The following is a 15,036-nucleotide window of genomic DNA, read 5'->3' as shown; positions in this document are numbered from 1 at the left end:
ATTTAAAAACCTAATTCACTTAGCGAATTGACGTTACTGAAAAAACAAAGCTTGTGCCAATACTCCCATGGATCTTTTTTAATAACAAAGCTATCAGGCGGTGTATTAAACCAATCATAAAGACGTGTGAGTAAAAAACGTAAAGACGCACCGCGAGTCAATAAAACAATATTGTCCAATTCTAAAGGGATCAAGGGTCTTATTTTTTGATAATTTTCCAATAATTTACGTGCTTTGCTAAGATTATAGGAATGATCAGCTTCAAAGCACCAAGCATTTAAACAAATCGCTAAATCATAAGAAAAAAAGTCATTACAAGCAAAATAAAAATCTATTATACCAGAAAGACGATGATTGACAAAAAAGACGTTATCATTAAATAAATCTGCATGAATAATACCTGTTGGTAAATTCGACGGCCAATTTTCCTGTAAAAAAGCCAATTCCGACTCAATTTTTTGTCCAAACTCTTTTAACAATGAATCTTCTGTGATTTGACAACGTTGCCACAATACCTGCCAATCCATAATAGAAAGCGTATTTTTACGACTGAATGTAAAATCCTGTCCTGCTAAATGCAATTGCGCTAACCCCTTACCGACTTCGCCACAATGACCTATATCGGGCTGTCGGATCCACTCTCCTTCCAGAAAGGTAATAATAGCAGCAGGACGTCCTGCTAGTTTACCGATCATCGTGCCATCATTTTGAAGAACCGGCTGCGGACAAGGAATTCCACGTTGCCCCAAATGCTGCATCAAACGACAAAAAAAAGGTAAATCATCTTTTGAAATACGCTTTTCATAAAGCGTTAAAATAAACCGCCCTTGTGTTGTCTCCAGCATAAAATTAGAATTTTCAATCCCTTCCTCTATCCCTTGATAAGACAAAAGTGATCCTATTGCGTAACGGGTTAAAAACGCTTTTAAATCATTTGGATGAATATTTGTATAAACGGCCATTATTCTGCTTTCGTTCTAGACATGTCTGTATTCTGATTGTCATTTTTTGCATTATTTGTTTGACCATTTACAAATGCCATATCTTGAGGCGTTAAAATGACGTCACGTAATTCACGACTCACTAAAAATCTTTCCGTTTCCACCACTGTTTCAGCTAATTCTATTGTCACATCATAACGCGCACGAAACGCTGAAATAATTTCATCAATAATAATTTCAGGAGCTGAAGCCCCTGCTGAAAGACTGACAACAGAAAGAGCTTTTAGGTTTTCAAAATTAATTTCATCAGCACGCTGAACTAAAATAGCTTGCCGCGCACCAGACTTTTCGGCAACCTCTACCAAACGTCGTGAATTAGAAGAATTTGGCGCTCCAACAATCAAAAACAAATCACTCCCCTTTGCAGCTGCCTTAACTGCATCTTGTCGATTCGTTGTAGCATAGCAAATTGACTCAGCCGCTGGGGCTGCTAATGTAGGAAAACGTCGTTGTAATACATCAAGAATTCCTGCTGTATCTTCAACAGAAAGCGTTGTTTGTGTAACAAACCCTAATTTATCCGGATCACCTGGTTGATAATGCAAGGCATCTTCTATCGTTTCAATAAGCGTCACAGCCCCATCTTCAAGTTGTCCCATTGTCCCTATAACCTCAGGATGACCCGCATGACCAATCAATATAACATGACGACCGTGACGTTGATGCCGTATCGCTTGTTTATGAACTTTCGAGACTAACGGACACGTTGCATCGAGATAAAACAAATTATAACGTCGTGCCTCTTCTGAGACAGATTTTGGTACACCATGGGCAGAAAAAACAACCGGTTGACCACGATGTTCTTCTGGAATCTCACCAAGCTCTTCAACAAAAACAGCGCCCCTTTGCTGTAATCCTTCAACCACGTAACGGTTGTGTACAATTTCATGACGAACATATACAGGAGCACTATATTTTTTTAATGCAAGCAGAACAATCTGGATAGCACGATCAACCCCTGCACAAAATCCACGCGGACCACAAAGACGTATCGTTAAAGGGGGAAGTCCAGACATAAATCATCCTTAATCTCTATAGCTTTAGTCTCATATTCAAACGACATATCATTATACATGAATAAGCAATGTAAAAAAAACGTGCAATATCATCTTTCGCATGAACACACTCTATAGTGTTTTCTTACAGTATTTTCTTGCAAAAAAGCTCTTTTAAAATTTGCTTTTTCATTTTATTTTTCTAAAGCTCGGTAAAATACCAAATAAGGGATTCAATCAAAAGAACTCCAAAGATCGCTGCTAAATAAAATAATGAAAAGAAAAACGTTTTTTTGGCCATCAAAATAGTTTCATCATGGCTATCAGCTTTCCACAAACGATAGGCAAAATAAATAAAAATAATACCCAAGATTGTCGAAAAGATACCATAAAAAATTCCACCAAGACCAGTAAAGCAAGGAGCCGCAGCGCATAGTGCCATCAAAATAGTATAAAATAAGATCTGTTTTTTTGTTGAATATTCACCTCGTACATTGGGCATCATAGGGATGCCCGCAGCCTCATAATCAAGAGATGAAAAGAGAGAAAGAGCCCAAAAATGAGGGGGGGTCCACATAAAAATGATTAAAAATAATAAAAAGCTATCAAAACTCACTGTCCCAGTTGTTGCAGCCCATCCAATCATTGGTGGAAAAGCCCCAGAAGCACCACCAATAACAATATTTTGTGGTGTGATACGCTTTAACCAGATTGTATAGATAACAACATAAAAGAAAATTGTAAATGCAAGAAAAAATGCCGAAAACCAATTAATGAAGCTCCCCATAACCAATACCGAAAGCAGAGACAAAGCCATGCCAAAAATAAATGCCTTTTTGGAGCTGATTTTACCCATAGGAATGGGGCGCTTTTTGGTCCGTTCCATTACGGCATCAATATCAGCATCATACCACATATTCAGTGCTCCCGCACCGCCGCCGCCAACTGCAATACATAGAATTGCTAAAAAACCATACCACGGATTGATGGGGACAGGAGACACCATTAAACCAACCAGTGCGGTAAAAACAACAAGTGACATAACACGCGGCTTTAATAACGTGATATAATCACCAATACGGGATTTTGGTGGCATTGATTTACCATTTGCAACCGATAACTCTCCTGAAACAGACATTCCACTCAAAACCCTTTTCCATTTCTGTCATTCACAAACAAATATTATTTCGCAAATACTACCTTACTCTCTAGTGTATGAGAATGACCCATTAAGACCAATTGTATTTTTGAGAAAAGAAAATATGGCATACCCTTCTTGTACGCATCCCCTAAAAATAGATAGAGATATTTGCAACAAAAATACATTTTTTCAATCAACATTTTCTCTTACATTACAAATCTATCATAAAAATGTATCCTACCAAACATCATAAAGCCATGCTGAAAATTTATCTCCTATAAAATGCTCCTTCTTTTCATTTTCCTTTATTTCTTGCATAGAGATGGATATATTTGGTAAATATTGGTTTTGTGTTATAGATTTTATGTGGGGAATTCATTTTTTATGCAAATGTTATGCAAATCTATGCATGATTGTGTATATGTTGAATCGGATAGGATTTTCTGTGATACTTTATAAATTATTCAAAAAAGCTTTTTTTATTGGTGCAGTTCTTCACACACTTTTTAGTAGTTTGATCAATCATGCTTTTGCACAAACGCCCTATGCGCAAAATGTTCCCGCTCCACAAACCTATGGTGCTTGGACAAAGGTTTGTACTCTCCCACCAGGGACACCTAATATGCAGTGTGAAGTTGTACAAAACGTTCATACACAAGGTCGTCATGATATTACCTTGCGCGTTACATTTTATAAACTTCCTCAAAAGCAAGGTGCTTTAATGCGTGTTTTTGTTCCGATTCGCGTTGAGTTACGTCCTGGCGTTGGAATTAAAATTGACGGTAAAAATATGGGCCGAATGGAATATCGTCGTTGTCTTGGTGATAATTGTGTTGCTGAAGCTTTTCTTAAAGACGATATATTACAACGCTTTTTAAAAGGAAAAATGGCAACCTATTTTATCTTTACAACCCCTGAGCAAGGAATTGGAGGTCTCGTTGACCTACATGGTCTTGGCGATGCTTATGCAACTTTACCCACATGAATGAAATCAATGCCCATGGGATGATTAAAATCCCCTCATCTATTTTGAGAACATCTTAAATTAGATCAATAAAAATCTTCTAACCTCCCAATAAAAATAGGATAATTCTTATGAAATCGCTGATTGATCATTTTGATATTGCTTCCTCTAAAGTGCAATCGCTTGTACAGGAAACGCTTCATGATGCTGATGATGGCGAACTTTATCTCGAGTATAAAGAAAGCGAAGCCCTTTTATTTGATAATGGACAGCTTAAAAACGGCTCTTTCCACCAAGATATGGGGTTTGGTTTGCGTGTCGTTGCTGGAGAAGCAACTGGATATGCACATTCTAGTGAATTATCAGCTGCTGCCCTCAAACGTGCTTGTGAAGCTGCTAAAGCTGTTACCTACAATAATCATGCTGGACCTTATAGCATAGCTCCTCAACAAACAAATAAGAGGCTTTATAAACCGCATAATCCCCTTGATGCTCCGTCATTTGAAGAAAAAAGTGCTCTTTTGCAAAAAATTGATGCTTATTTACGAGCAAAAAATGATAAATTGCATCAAGTGACTGTTTCTCTTTCTGGCTCACTACAACATGTCGAAATTTTACGTGCAGATGGATATTTGGTTCGCGATACTCGTCCTCTTGTACGGCTTTCTATATCTGTGGTTGCGGCTGAAGGCAATCGACGTGAAAATGGTTTTTATGGATGTGGGGGGCGACAAGCATTTGAACAATTTATTTGTGAAGACAATTGGAAACAAGCCGCAGATGAAGCCTTACGTATGGCTTTAACAAATTTAGAAGCAGAAGCAGCACCTGCAGGAACATTTGATGTTGTCTTAGCCAATGGATGGCCTGGTGTTATGCTCCATGAAGCCGTAGGTCATGGCTTAGAAGGTGACTTTAACCGCAAAAAAACATCTGCTTTTGCTGGACTTTTAGGACAACAAGTTGCCGCAAAAGGTGTGACAGTTGTTGATGATGGAACAATTCCTCATTGCCGTGGTTCTCTGACTATCGATGATGAGGGAACCCCTTCAGGATATAACGTTCTCATTGAAGATGGAAAACTCGTTGGTTTTATGCAAGATAGGCTTAATGCACGACTTATGGGGAGTAAATCAACTGGAAATGGACGGCGCGAATCCTATGCTTATGCCCCAATGCCACGAATGACCAATACAATCATGCTAGGAGGGGACAAAACACCTGAAGAAATCATTTCTTCCCTTAAAAGTGGTATCTATGCTGTTTCATTTGGAGGAGGACAAGTTGATATTACTTCTGGCAAATTCGTCTTTGAATGTACTGAAGCATACCGAGTAGAAAATGGTAAAATTGCTGCCCCCATCAAAGGTGCAACTCTTATTGGAAATGGACCTGATGCTATGAAACGTATCACTATGATTGGCAATGATAGTAAACTGGATAATGGTATTGGTATGTGTGGAAAAGCAGGACAAAATGTTCCTGTTGGTGTTGGGCAACCTCATCTACGAATCAATAATATGACGATCGGTGGAACTGCGCTTAAAGAATAAGTTTGCTCATTTCTGCCCAATATTACCCCCTTCCCATCTATTCAAACGGTTTATGAGAAAGGATATTTTTTGTATGCAATGCATTGATTTTAAAGATAATCCAACATCATTCAACTTGAATGAGAACCTTTATACCGTATTCTCTTATTTTTAATCTGTGTATGTTGAATCAATAAAAAACATTGATTTGTATACTACAAGATCGGTGTGGAGTAAAACTATACAAGAAAGGCATACCTCTCATGAACCGCCTCAAATACCAAAGACTGTCATGTCATTGGGAGATAGTCAACATAACGGTACTGCTGGCTTGTTCAGATATCCTCTCAAACATACCTTTTTCATAATATGTTCGTCTTTTGTGTGGAGTAGCACTGTCTTTTATATTTCATAATCAAAAAGTCTCAAATAAGAAAGCTTCCTATATTCAATGCTCTTAATTCAATGAGAAAAAGATTATTAGATTATTATTGTAGATAAATTTTGAAGAGATTTTTATAATAATACGTAAGTAAATTTTTTAAAATCTTCATGGCGTTAAAAAAAATTCAGGCTAAAGCTTCCAGCCCTTCTTCTTTTTCTTTTTGTTCAAAACAGCAACAATTTCAACATGGGCTGACCATAAAAATTGATCAATGGGTGTGATTTTTTCTACTTCATACCCCCCAGCAACAAGAAGAGATAAATCACGCGCAAATGTCGTAGGATTACACGAAATTGCCACAACACGGGGTATTGTTGCCTTCGCCAGTTCACGGACTTGTTCCTCTGCACCCGCACGCGGAGGATCAAAAACAACACTCTCAAAACACTCAAGTTCCTTTACAGAAAGTGGATGGCGGAAAAGATCGCGTCTTTCACAAGTGACTGTTTTTAAACCCGTCGCAAAACGGGCTGCTGAAACTAAATTTTCTAATGCTGTCTCATTATTTTCTATTGCATGAACATTCATCTTTTTTGCCATACGCAAGGTAAATGTTCCTACCCCTGAAAATAAATCAAGAGCATTCTTTATTTTTTTTAAATGAGTCAAAATAATATTGCCCATTATATTTTCAGCTTCACAGGTTGCTTGAAGAAAACCACCAGAAGGAAATTCAACACGGACATCTCCAAAGTAAATCTCTGGTTTTTCTCGTTCAATCAAAACTTCACCCTCAACAGATAAACGTGTAATCCCATAAGAAAGAGCTGCACTGATCATTTTCTGGCGAAGTGATTCATGGTGTATAATGCAACCGCTTAAAGCAACATCTAAGCCATTTTCAACGCGTGTTATCGTAACATGAAACCGTTTGACAGAGCTGCTTAGAAAAGCACAGAGCTCTCTGATATTACGCAACTGAGAAATAAGCTCTGGGCAGCTTACCGGACATTCCTCAATAGCCACGATCTCATGAGAGAGATAACGGTTAAAACCAACTTTTTGACCCTGTGGAGTCATAGATGCTGTTAGAGTTATCCGCCGTCGGCTATAGGGTTTACATTCTATTAAAGGCGCAACAACGCTCTTAATTCCATAGTTTTTAAGCGCATCAACAACCAATTGTCGTTTCCATACACGATAAGCATCAGCACGCCAATGTTGAAGAGTACAGCCTCCGCATTCTCCAAAATGCTGACAAAGAGCATCAATGCGTTCTGGTGATTTTTGTTTTAATGCTCTATATGTTGAATATTTTTCATGAACAATAATTTCTGCACACTCTCCTGGCAAAGTAAAAGGAACATCAACAAAGCCGTGAGCCGTTTTAGCAGCACCATAACCATTTGCTCCTATATGGTCGATTATGACATTGTTACTCACTGTTGCTTTTCTCCAAATAGTAAATATTCCACATTGCCATCACACCCTGTAATGGGAGAAGGAAGGAGATCTTTTGCACACCACCCTGTTTGAGTATTTAACCAGACAAAAAGCTCTTCAGCGGTTTTTTTAGCTCTTGATGGATCTAATATTCCTCCCTTACCAAGGTGTTTACGACCAACCTCAAACTGAGGCTTTACCAGTAAAACAGCTTGGGATCCCTTTTTAGCTAAAGACAAAACAGGAGGCAATGCAAGTTTGAGAGAAATAAAGCTAACATCTGAAACGATAAGATCAATTTCCCGCCCGCCTAAATGTTCCTGTTGAAGGTCTCGAACATTCAAGCCTTCTAATAAGGTTATAGCACTATTGCCCAATAAACGTTTATCAAATTGATGATGCCCAACCTCAACAGCAATGACATGTGCTGCTCCACGTTCTAAGAGAACTTGTGTAAAACCACCTGTTGATGCACCAACATCAATGGCCGTCACTTTATCCGTTACAATTGGAAATGCATCAAGTGCAGCAATCAATTTTAATGCTGCCCGTGAAACATAATTCTGCGCTGGATCACAAACGATAATCTCTACGTTATCAAAAAAGGTTTGTCCCGCTTTTAAAACGATTTCACCATTAACTTTAACAGTTTGGCGCATAATAGCATCACGTGCGCGGGAACGTGTCGTAAAAAAGTTTTTTTCAACTAAAAGAATATCGAGCCTTTTTCTGAAAGCCATCTCATACTCGAGTTTTTTTATCCTATTAAAATCTCGCGTCCCAAAGCCGTCAACACCGTGTTGACAATCCCCATAGCATCAAGCCCAATCGTTGAGAGAACTTTTTCTGGTGAACCATGATTCAAATATTCATCAGGAAGTTTGAGTGTACGAACTTTCAATCCATGCTCTAAGAGCCCTTCTTGTGCTAAAAATTGTAATAAATGTGCTCCAAATCCACCGATTGCACCTTCTTCAATGGTCACCAATACTTCATGCTCACGGGCTAAACGACGCATCAAATCTTTATCTAAAGGTTTTGCAAACCGTGCATCTGCAACCGTTGTCGAGAGCCCTTTAGCCTCCAACATCTCAGCAGCTCGCAATACTTCTGACATTCGTGTTCCAAAACAAACCAGAGCGATCCTATCTCCTTCACGCAGAACACGTCCTTTTCCAATTTCTAATATTTCACCACGTTTCGGTAAATCTATACCAATACCTTCACCACGTGGATAACGAAAAGAAATGGGACCCTGATCATAAGCTGCAGCTGTACGCACCATATGCATCAGTTCAAGTTCATCTGAAGGTGCCATAACAACAAACTCAGGAAGCGTAGCCAAAAAAACAATATCAAAACTACCAGCGTGCGTTGCACCATCTGCCCCAACAAAACCTGCTCTATCAATAGCAAAACGTACTGGTAACTTTTGAATTGATACATCATGAATAATTTGATCATAAGCACGCTGTAAAAAAGTAGAATAAATTGCAACAAAAGGCTTATACCCTTCACAAGCAAGTCCGGCCGCAAAAGTTACGGCATGTTGCTCAGCAATCCCAACATCAAACATCTTTTTAGGAAATTTTTCTGCAAAAGCATCAAGACCTGTCCCTGTTGGCATTGCCGCCGTTATACCAACAATCTTATCATCATGGCTGGCTTCTTCTATTAAAGCTTTAGAAAATACCTTAGTATAGGGTAGAATATTACTAGGTGCTTTAACCTGTCTTCCTGTTGTGACATCAAAACGGTTAACACCATGATATTTATCAGATGAAGCTTCTGCAGGTGGATATCCCTTTCCCTTATGGGTTACAACATGCACCAAAACAGGACCATTAGGATATTGGCGAACATTTTTTAAAACAGGCAATAAATGCCCAAAATTATGCCCATCTATGGGGCCAACATAATAAAAGCCAAGCTCATCAAATAACGTTCCTCCAACCAAAAGGCCACGCGCAAATTCCTCTGAACGACGTGCTTTATCTAAAAAAAACTTTGGCAATTTTTCGCTCAATATCTTTACGCGTTCACGCAAATGACGATAAGAGGGACGAGAGACTAATCGTGCAAGATGCCCACTCATAGCACCTGTAGGCGGTGCGATAGACATATCGTTATCATTTAGAACAACAATCAAGCGTGCATCCAAAGCACCAGCGTTATTCATTGCTTCATAAGCCATACCCGCAGACATTGCACCATCACCAATGACAGCAATGATATTGCGTCTTATCTCCGCTTTCAAAGCACTTGCCACCGCCATGCCAAGCCCTGCCGAAATAGAAGTCGATGAATGCCCCGCTCCAAATGGATCATACACGCTTTCTGAACGTTTTGTGAAGCCTGATAGCCCCCCCTCTTGACGTAATGTGCGAATTTTTTCTCTACGCCCCGTTAAAATTTTGTGCGGATAGGTTTGATGACCAACATCCCAAATAATCCTATCCTCTGGTGTATTAAAAATATAATGTAACGCAACCGTAAGCTCAACAACACCAAGTCCCGCCCCAAGATGACCTCCTGTTACAGAAACCGCATCAATCGTTTCGGCCCGCAACTCATTAGCCAACTGTACCAGATAAGACTCAGGTAATGCCCGCAAATCTTGCGGGAAACAAACACGGTCAAGCAATGGTGTTAAGACCTGAGACAAAAAAATTCCTTTCTATTATCTTAGCTCAAGAGAAAGCAACGATTAAAAATATATCTTTTCTACTCGTTTATTGAGAGCTTTACATCTTTTTTACTAAAAAATGCTCTTCTCTCTTTGAGATGATTGATGATCTTTTCCATTTTTAACTTATTTTATAAAAAAGAAATCAATAAAATTTGCTTTCTATAAACTAAGATTATTGCATCTCTTAGAGTCCCACAATAAATATCCCAAAATATTTAATATTATTGAGCATCAAGTGGCTCTACGCCTTCTGGAGAACCTTCCTGTGAAAGCTGAATTTTTTCAACTTTGGCTTCAGCAACCTTCAAGAGTTTTTCACAATGTTTTTTAAGCGCTTCACCACGTTCATAAATATCAATGGATTGTTCCAAAGGCACATCGCCACGTTCTAAGTTTTCAACAATAACTTCAAGCTGCTTAAGCGCTTGCTCAAAGCTTAAAGTCGTAATATCCCCCTCTTGTATCTCTTTTTTCATATGAACCTCAAAAAATATCTGTCCTAGATATACGAATTCCAAAATCTTCTAAACCTAGATAATGGTGCTCTTTAGAAGCATAAACAATAACCGAGTCTATTCCTAAATATTTTAAAATTTGCGATCCTAAACCAATTTTGCGCCATTCTTCTTCACGTTCAATCGCCTGCACATGATTTTCTGAACCGTCTCTTGCCATATTTTGAATGCCAATCGTTGATTGTATAACAGATCCTTCACGCAAATAAACAAATACACCACGTTTTTCTTTTTCCATCATACGCTGCATCATCACCATGATATCTGAAGATTGACAAAAAACGTCATTTATAATGTTTTCATGGTGTAAATGCACAGGAATACCCTCTCCCTCACGGATATCACCAAAAATAATCGCAATATGTTGAACATCTTCCCAAGGGAGTTGATAACTTTGAATAATAGCAGGACCTACAGGTGTTTCAATCGGCATTTCTCCAACACGCTTGATCAATATTTCTTTACGCTGTCGGTAAGCAATTAAATCTGCAACCGTTATGATATGCAACCGATGTTCTTGTGCAAATTTGGTAATCTGATCGCCATGTTTAACGCTTCCATCATCATTGACTAACTCACCAATAACACCAACCGGTGGCAAACCAGCTAATTGACATAAATCAACAGCGGCTTCCGTATGACCTGAACGCATGAGAACCCCCCCTTCATGCGCAATCAGAGGGAAAACATGCCCTGGACGAACAAAATCATCCGCACTTGCATTCAAATTTGCAAGATTACGCACCGCTAATGTACGGTCATGCGCTGAAATCCCTGTTGTTATGCCGTGTTTAAAATCAACAGTAACCGTAAATTGCGTCCCATGTGCAGAATTATTATCTTGTACCATAGGAGCAAGATTAAATCGTTGTGCTTCTTTTTTGGGCATAGGTGTACACACAATACCCGTTGTGTGACGAAGAATAAATGCCATCTTTTCTTCTGTACAATGGGCTGCAGCAACCGTTAAATCACCTTCATTTTCACGGTCATTATCATCTGTCACCACAACAATTTCACCGCATTCAAAAGCTTTAAGCGCAGAAATAATTTTTTCTTCATTATACGCCATTATTCACCTTCTCAATCACCCAACTTGACCGCGATGTCTTAAATAATGGTCAGCAAGTGCACAAGCAACCATCGCTTCACCAACAGGAACAGCCCGAATCCCAACACATGGATCATGACGTCCCTTCGTTATTACGTCTACATCATGACCATCAACATCCACAGAGCGACGAGGCTTTAAAATGGATGACGTAGGTTTTACAGCAAAACGTGCAATAATTGGCTGTCCACTCGATATTCCCCCTAAAATACCACCAGCATGATTGGATAAAAAAAGTGGTTTTCCGTCATTTCCCATCCGCATTTCATCGGCATTTTCTTCTCCCCTCAAGCAGGCTGCCGCAAAACCATCACCAATTTCAACCCCTTTTACCGCATTAATTGACATAAGGTATGATGCAATGTCTTGATCAAGTTTTGCGTAAATAGGGGCACCTAAACCTGCCGGAACATTTTCTGCAACGATCTCAATAACCGCACCAACAGATGTACCATCTTTACGAATTTTACGGATATAATCACTAAAAATTTGAACCATCTCTGCATCAGCTGTAAAAAAAGGATTATTTTCAACCTCTGACCAATCCCAACGATCACGATTAATCTTATGGGGACCAATGGCTATCACGGCTCCTCGAACAACCAAACCAGGAACAATTTTACGAGCCAACGCACCAGCCGCAACACGTGCTGCTGTCTCGCGTGCTGAAGCACGCCCTCCCCCTCGAAAATCACGGATGCCATATTTAACGTCATAAGTATAATCTGCATGGCCAGGACGATATTGATGAGCAATTTCTCCATAATCTTGAGAGCGTTGATCTGTATTTCGAATCAATAGAGAAATTGGTGTGCCTGTTGTAACGAATGTTCCCCCGTCTTCTTGAGCAATTGTTCCTGAAAGGATTTCTACTTGATCTTGTTCTCGGCGCTGCGTTGTATATAAGGACTGCCCAGGTCTACGCTTATCGAGATAAGCTTGAATTTCTGCACGCGTAAAAATAATTCCGGGGGGACAACCATCAACGACACAACCAAGAGCAGTACCATGACTTTCACCCCATGTTGTTACACGAAACAAATGACCAAATGTATTATGCGACATGAAAAAAGATCCGTTTCTCTGTCAAATATATGCAATAACAACGCATGTTGAGCTATACATAAAACAGCTCCTTAACTTCAAAATATTCTTGGCTACTTTAAATTTGGTCAAATCATCGCTGTCCAATAAAAATCCTATAAATCAAACTTATTCTTTAACGACGGAAATATCTGGAGCATCAACGGCTTTCATACCGATGATATTATAACCTGAATCGACATGATGAACTTCACCGGTAACAGAACGAGATAAATCCGAAAGAAAATAAAGGGCAGAATCACCCACCTCTTCAATGGATACCGTACGACGTAAAGGCGCATTATATTCATTCCATTTTAGAATATAACGGAAATCACCAATACCTGAAGCCGCTAACGTTTTAATAGGGCCAGCAGATATCGCATTAACACGAATCTTTTGGGGACCTAAGTCTACCGCTAAATATTTCACGCTCGCTTCAAGAGCAGCTTTGGCAACCCCCATGACATTATAATTGGGAACAACCTTTTCCGCACCATAATAGGTTAGTGTTAAGATAGACCCACCATCTACCATCAACTTTTCTGCGCGCTTTGTTAGAGCTGTTAGGGAATAAACAGAAATATTCATAGTCATCATAAAATTTGATTCGCTGATATCAATATAGCGACCACTTAATTCATCTTTATCAGAAAAACCAATAGCATGAACTAAAAAATCGAGTTTGCCCCATTTCTTCTCTATGGTTCTAAAGACCGCATCAATAGACGCACTGTCAGAAACATCACAATGTCCACAAACAAACCCCTTTAATTCTTCAGCCAAAGGCTCAACACGCTTTTTCATTGCTTCACCCTGATAGGTAAAAGCAAGCTCTGCTCCTGCAGCACTCGCTGCTTTAGCGATTCCCCAAGCGATGGAGCGATTATTGGCCAACCCCAAAATTAAACCACGCTTCCCATACAATAAACCATTACCCTTAGCCATCAGCACTGCCCCATTGTTACTTAAAATTAATATTATTCATCTGCCTATGGCATAGGTCAACTTTTTCTTCAAGTAATTGGTTTAAAATCAAACAAAAACTATGCTTTATATATATCAAAATTTTAAAAATTAATCTTTTTGCGTTCGCAAAAACTGTTCTAGCGCAGCATTTTCGCCTTCCGGCAACATAATACGAACATGCACATAAAGATCATCTCTTGTACCATTTTTTAAACGAAGCCCTTTTCCTTTCAACCGCAAAACACGGTCAGAACTTGACCAAGCAGGAATCGTCAAAACCACACGTCCCTCCAATGTCTCAACTTCTTCTTTTGATCCCAAAACAGCATGTTTAAGAGAAACGGGTAAATCAAGATGGAGCGCCCTTCCTTCAACCCGAAAACGAGGATGTTTTTGAATCTGAATGGTTATCAACGCATCTCCTGCTTGCCCATGTGGAACCTCTTCTCCCTGACCTTTTAAACGAATAGTTTGCCCGTCTTCAATATAATCTGGAAGTTTAATTTTTAACTTTTTTCCATGGGGAAAGACAGCTTCTACCTTTTCTGCGCCAACCATCTGCTCTAATGTTATTGTAAGATTAGCGCGAATATGGGCTCCTTGTTGAGGGCGATTATAGTGTGTGGAATTTGAGAAGCTACCGGCTCCTCCAAACAGATCGCGAAAAATATCACTCGCATCAAAACCTGCCCCCCCTGAAGAGGAGAAATCAAATCCTTTTGCTCTTCCTGAAAAAGGATTTTGTTTATTGCTAAAATTTTCACCAGCACCATAGGCTTGATAAAGTGGTTTGCCTTCCATATCAATTTCACCGCGGTCAAATTGTGCCTTTTTATCTTTATCACCTATAATCTCATAAGCTTGATTAATTTCAGCAAACTTTTCTTTAGCCTTTGCATCATCTTTATTGTGGTCTGGATGATACTTCTTTGCTAATCTTCTAAATGCTGATTTAATCTCTTGCGGTTTTGCGGTACGTGCCACACCCAGAATCGTGTAGGGATCACGCATATTGCCCTCTTTTCAATTTTTTCGTTTTCAAAATATCAACGGATATGTCGCTCAATATTCCTTATAGCTTCATCAGTCTATTCTAGAAAATAATTTCTTCTTTTCTTTATATGTCTATTAAGAAACTAAAATACCAGATAAAATGAAATATTTATCTAATATAGCTCATTGTCTTCTATGCTAAAGACAAAAATAAT

13 protein-coding genes are annotated in these 15,036 nt (G+C 39.1%); 2 read left to right on the top strand and 11 right to left on the bottom strand.

The window, feature by feature from the left end; translation table 11 throughout:
• Window positions 1-2: 2 nt before the first annotated feature.
• The 3 genes from T429_RS0101355 to cyoE all read right to left on the bottom strand — a co-directional run bounded on the left by T429_RS0101355 (window position 3) and on the right by cyoE (window position 3,134).
• Window positions 3-962, bottom strand: a complete 960-nt coding sequence (locus T429_RS0101355) for a homoserine kinase (RefSeq protein WP_005773935.1) — start codon at window positions 960-962, stop codon at window positions 3-5.
• Window positions 962-2,017 (bottom strand): 4-hydroxy-3-methylbut-2-enyl diphosphate reductase, encoded by a 1,056-nt coding sequence (ispH, locus tag T429_RS0101350; protein WP_005773936.1) that lies wholly within the window; start codon window positions 2,015-2,017, stop codon window positions 962-964. The genes T429_RS0101355 and ispH overlap by 1 nt, the downstream gene beginning before the upstream one ends.
• A 181-nt stretch (window positions 2,018-2,198) precedes the next feature.
• Window positions 2,199-3,134 carry a heme o synthase gene (cyoE, locus tag T429_RS0101345; protein WP_005773937.1) on the bottom strand — a complete coding sequence of 312 codons (936 nt, stop codon included), beginning with the start codon at window positions 3,132-3,134 and terminating at the stop codon, window positions 2,199-2,201.
• 448 nt (window positions 3,135-3,582) lie between these two features.
• Between cyoE and T429_RS0101340 the strand changes: the two genes are divergently transcribed.
• Together T429_RS0101340 and tldD are read left to right on the top strand one after the other, a co-directional pair.
• Window positions 3,583-4,122, top strand: coding sequence for an invasion associated locus B family protein (locus tag T429_RS0101340; RefSeq protein ID WP_026500824.1), 540 nt, complete (start codon window positions 3,583-3,585; stop codon window positions 4,120-4,122).
• Between the two features lie 110 nt (window positions 4,123-4,232).
• Window positions 4,233-5,654: a metalloprotease TldD gene (gene tldD, locus T429_RS0101335; protein WP_005773939.1), complete on the top strand. Its 1,422-nt coding sequence runs from the start codon at window positions 4,233-4,235 to the stop codon at window positions 5,652-5,654.
• 553 nt (window positions 5,655-6,207) lie between these two features.
• On the opposite strand, the gene T429_RS0101330 is transcribed toward tldD, so the two are convergent.
• From T429_RS0101330 to T429_RS0101295, 8 genes are all read right to left on the bottom strand, one after another.
• Entirely contained in the window at window positions 6,208-7,461 is a 1,254-nt protein-coding gene (locus T429_RS0101330; RefSeq protein WP_005773940.1) for a class I SAM-dependent RNA methyltransferase, read from the bottom strand.
• Window positions 7,458-8,201 carry a TlyA family RNA methyltransferase gene (locus T429_RS0101325; RefSeq protein ID WP_005773942.1) on the bottom strand — a complete coding sequence of 248 codons (744 nt, stop codon included), beginning with the start codon at window positions 8,199-8,201 and terminating at the stop codon, window positions 7,458-7,460. Before T429_RS0101325 ends, T429_RS0101330 begins: the two co-directional genes overlap by 4 nt.
• Before the next feature lie 17 nt (window positions 8,202-8,218).
• Entirely contained in the window at window positions 8,219-10,126 is a 1,908-nt protein-coding gene (gene dxs / locus T429_RS0101320) for a 1-deoxy-D-xylulose-5-phosphate synthase (protein WP_005773943.1), read from the bottom strand.
• A 245-nt stretch (window positions 10,127-10,371) separates the two neighbouring features.
• Window positions 10,372-10,626 (bottom strand): exodeoxyribonuclease VII small subunit, encoded by a 255-nt coding sequence (locus tag T429_RS0101315; RefSeq protein ID WP_005773944.1) that lies wholly within the window; start codon window positions 10,624-10,626, stop codon window positions 10,372-10,374.
• A 7-nt stretch (window positions 10,627-10,633) separates the two neighbouring features.
• Complete coding sequence (gene ribB, locus T429_RS0101310; RefSeq protein ID WP_005773945.1) at window positions 10,634-11,737, bottom strand: 3,4-dihydroxy-2-butanone-4-phosphate synthase; 1,104 nt, start codon at window positions 11,735-11,737, stop codon at window positions 10,634-10,636.
• 15 nt (window positions 11,738-11,752) lie between these two features.
• Window positions 11,753-12,841, bottom strand: coding sequence for a chorismate synthase (aroC, locus tag T429_RS0101305; RefSeq protein WP_005773946.1), 1,089 nt, complete (start codon window positions 12,839-12,841; stop codon window positions 11,753-11,755).
• 147 nt (window positions 12,842-12,988) lie between these two features.
• Window positions 12,989-13,807, bottom strand: coding sequence for an enoyl-ACP reductase FabI (gene fabI, locus T429_RS0101300; RefSeq protein ID WP_005773948.1), 819 nt, complete (start codon window positions 13,805-13,807; stop codon window positions 12,989-12,991).
• Window positions 13,808-13,936: 129 nt separating this feature from the next.
• A complete protein-coding gene (locus tag T429_RS0101295) occupies window positions 13,937-14,839 on the bottom strand; it encodes a DnaJ C-terminal domain-containing protein (protein ID WP_005773949.1) in 903 nt (300 codons plus the stop codon).
• Window positions 14,840-15,036: the final 197 nt, after the last annotated feature.

It is taken from the genome of Bartonella elizabethae F9251 = ATCC 49927, from assembly GCF_000518165.1.
Lineage (GTDB): Bacteria > Pseudomonadota > Alphaproteobacteria > Rhizobiales > Rhizobiaceae > Bartonella > Bartonella elizabethae.
The sequence above is the reverse complement of the archived record's forward strand: the minus strand, read 5'-3'. Positions and strand labels throughout refer to the sequence as shown.

Coding starts and splice junctions, on each gene's coding strand:
- ispH (WP_005773936.1), bottom strand. CDS start 2,017: ATGTCTGGACTTCCCCCTTTAACGATACGTCTTTGTGGTCCGCGTGGA.
- fabI (WP_005773948.1), bottom strand. CDS start 13,807: ATGGCTAAGGGTAATGGTTTATTGTATGGGAAGCGTGGTTTAATTTTG.
- aroC (WP_005773946.1), bottom strand. CDS start 12,841: ATGTCGCATAATACATTTGGTCATTTGTTTCGTGTAACAACATGGGGT.
- tldD (WP_005773939.1), top strand. CDS start 4,233: ATGAAATCGCTGATTGATCATTTTGATATTGCTTCCTCTAAAGTGCAA.
- cyoE (WP_005773937.1), bottom strand. CDS start 3,134: ATGTCTGTTTCAGGAGAGTTATCGGTTGCAAATGGTAAATCAATGCCA.
- T429_RS0101295 (WP_005773949.1), bottom strand. CDS start 14,839: ATGCGTGATCCCTACACGATTCTGGGTGTGGCACGTACCGCAAAACCG.
- T429_RS0101315 (WP_005773944.1), bottom strand. CDS start 10,626: ATGAAAAAAGAGATACAAGAGGGGGATATTACGACTTTAAGCTTTGAG.
- ribB (WP_005773945.1), bottom strand. CDS start 11,737: ATGGCGTATAATGAAGAAAAAATTATTTCTGCGCTTAAAGCTTTTGAA.
- T429_RS0101355 (WP_005773935.1), bottom strand. CDS start 962: ATGGCCGTTTATACAAATATTCATCCAAATGATTTAAAAGCGTTTTTA.
- T429_RS0101325 (WP_005773942.1), bottom strand. CDS start 8,201: ATGGCTTTCAGAAAAAGGCTCGATATTCTTTTAGTTGAAAAAAACTTT.